Origin of the sequence: Bacillus sp. AP50 (assembly GCF_040492675.1) — a bacterium.
Lineage (GTDB): Bacteria > Bacillota > Bacilli > Bacillales > Bacillaceae_G > Bacillus_A > Bacillus_A cereus.
This window is the reverse complement of sequence record NZ_JBEUTW010000071.1, coordinates 1-2,851: the sequence shown is the minus strand read 5'-3', so window position 1 is coordinate 2,851 and position 2,851 is coordinate 1. Positions and strand designations below refer to the sequence as shown.

The window sequence follows — 2,851 nt, the reverse complement described above, 5'->3', positions numbered from 1 at the left end:
TATATTTCTCAACTTGCAACACGTTTGCTCTTTCTCTTACCTATTTCTAATCAACTTGCAACACGTTTGCGGTATCCTTTCCCTATCTCTTTCAACTTGCAACAGTATAATTTATTTCTCAACTAAGTAATTCTAAAAAAAATCATGTCATTTTAAAGTTTTCAAGCTATTTTTCTCATATTTTTTATAAGTTACATACATAATATGCAACATGTTTGCGGTATCCTTTCCCTAACTTTTCTATCATCTTCACCATAAACCTTTATATACCAAGGGTTTAGGTGCTTTTCCATTTACTTTTATACATATCATCCAACTTGCAACACGTTTGCGGTATGCATGCCCTTATTTTTCTCACAAGATGCAACAGTGTTTGCGGTATCCTTTCCCTATTTTCATTCTATAAATGCCGACCAATCCTTTTATATCAAGGGTATTTATTACAATTCATTTTTAATGATTGCGTTCACTAACTTGCAACATGTTTGCGGTATCCTTTCCCTAACTTCCCTGCCATTTTCACTCTAATCCTTTATATACCAAGGGTTTAGGTGCTTTTTCGCTTACTTTTATACATACCACACAACTTGCAACACGTTTGCGGTATCCTTAACACAAAAAAAAATCATGAAATTCTCTTATCCCTTGATACAACTAGCTTCATAAGCTGTTGCAAGTTGCTAATTTTCTTCTTAAAGGAGCACCTTTCATCATTTTTCGATTTGCTATAATCAAAATTGGTATATTTTATAGTATTTTGACATATATTTCTGAATTTGTAGAACGGAGGTGAAAAAGATGGGAAAATCATTTGTGATACGTAATCAACGTAGCTTAAATGGGAAAACAACAAACGCAGTTTTAGTAACACTAAAGTCTTGGCAAAAGTTTGTGGAAACATTTGAGGAGAAATACTACAGCTATAAAGATACATATTTAGAAGATATTTTGCAGCACATGACATACGAAGAGCGTATTGCGGATGTAGAAGGTTTTGTTGAAAAAGCCAAACCATCTTTTTCACGTCGGGCAATGTCTACACTTGCAGAAAAAGCAGGACGAAAACATAAATTATACGGTATTACGAATGCTGATTTTGAAGTGTTCTTGTACTTACATAAAAAATGCTATACAAACGGCGTCATTCCAAATGTAACCATACATATGATGTGGGAAGATTACAAGCAATATAAAGAAGAATTTGCTTATATCCAACACTCTCAATTCTATATCGCATTAAAGAAATTAAACTTACATAACATTATCTCCATCGAAAATGGAGTAGATGGCCGTTATACAATCAAACTCACTCATTTTATGAATGAGGAAACAGAAAAAGCAAATCCGTACGTATATATTAGTCCTGTTGTATTTACAAAGGATTTCTTTAAGCTATCTGTAGCAGCTAAGAAACTATTCTTAGACATCGCAATGCAACAACATACGGAAACAACATTAAAGCGTTCTTTAGACAAGCAGGACGAAAGAGGAAACAAAACTCACTTCGGTGGGATGTATCGTTTCTTACATAAAAAATATCCGCATCAGATCCGTGCGGTTATCGAGGAATTAACAACTGCATTACCATGTACGGGGAATCCCCTATTCAAAATTTGCAAAATGCAAAAAGGTGTAAAGCATACAAAACGATATACGACATTATATCTGTCTATCCATTCAGACTTCTTATGTTCGAAAGAAGCTGGAGAAGAACAACATAGGGATCCATTTACACCAAAAGCTACCTATGCTCGAAAAGCGAAATTTATCGAAGCAGTCCTACAAGAGATGAATATCGGTGAATTGTCTGCAGACATGAATAAATTCATTCATGTACTAAAGCATACTTGTCATCGTCAAATTCGCAGTGTAATTCACGGACTACGTGACATGGTTGATCGAAAAGAAGGATATCCAACGAAAATTGTATATACATTGAAGAAACTATTACATCAGACATCTCAATATCAAATTCTCGATACAGCAGCAAAAGAAGGTATCTACCCTCTTATTGCGCAGCATATACCAAAAGAGAGAAATAGCGAACGTGAGCAAGCTATCTTTAATTTCGGCCTACATTATTCTATGTACTCTCTTCGTAACATTAAGAAGATGTTTAGAAATGTACATGCACTACTGAACCAGAAGTTTGCGGTACCAGTAACAGAAGAATCTTATCACCGTAATTATATAAAATACCAGGAAGAAACGTTATTTAGAAAATATGCATATGATCAGGGAGTGAATCTCCATGCATATATCGCTTTAGAAATTGAAATGCGTGAAAAACTAAAAGTTCGTCGTGGTCATAAAGAACGCACAATTCCAAGTGATGTACGTGAATGGTTTATTGAAACAATTGATAAACTACCACAAGAACAACTGCGTGTGATTGAGCTACCAAAACAGTTTAATTTACTAGAGTTTATGCGTACCTTCGAACGCTTAGTACGTGCTGGTGTAACAATAACAGCTCCAGATCAGGTGCTACACGCAATGGAAATAAAATAATAGTAACGAGCTCTCTATTTTTGAAAAAATCGAAATTAGAGGGCTATTCGTAGTTGTTTCATTCATACTCTTTTTCTACTACTCTATTTATAAATACAAAATCAGAAGGACTTCATGTAAAATGAAGTCTTTTTTTATGCACTTCTATACAAATTCTCTTCTAGCACTATATAACTCTCCACATAGTGCCAGGGAGTATTCTTCTAATGTAATAAAACATACCTCATAATACCTACAAAAAATCAAAAATAAAATTATAAAAACAGTGGATATGAGGACAAATATACTCGAATGTGAATAGTATTTTTCTGACATCATTGTAACTACTAGTGTTGTTGTA

General features: G+C 34.0%; 1 protein-coding gene. It reads left to right on the top strand.

Features of this window, described 5'->3' with window-relative positions:
• Positions 1 to 798: 798 nt before the first annotated feature.
• Entirely contained in the window at positions 799 to 2,511 is a 1,713-nt protein-coding gene (locus ABWK52_RS07175) for a hypothetical protein (RefSeq protein ID WP_353771902.1), read from the top strand.
• Positions 2,512 to 2,851: the final 340 nt, after the last annotated feature.

Bases quoted from the DNA above. Each gene is read 5' to 3' on its own strand.
- ABWK52_RS07175 (WP_353771902.1), top strand. From the start codon at position 799: ATGGGAAAATCATTTGTGATACGTAATCAACGTAGCTTAAATGGGAAA.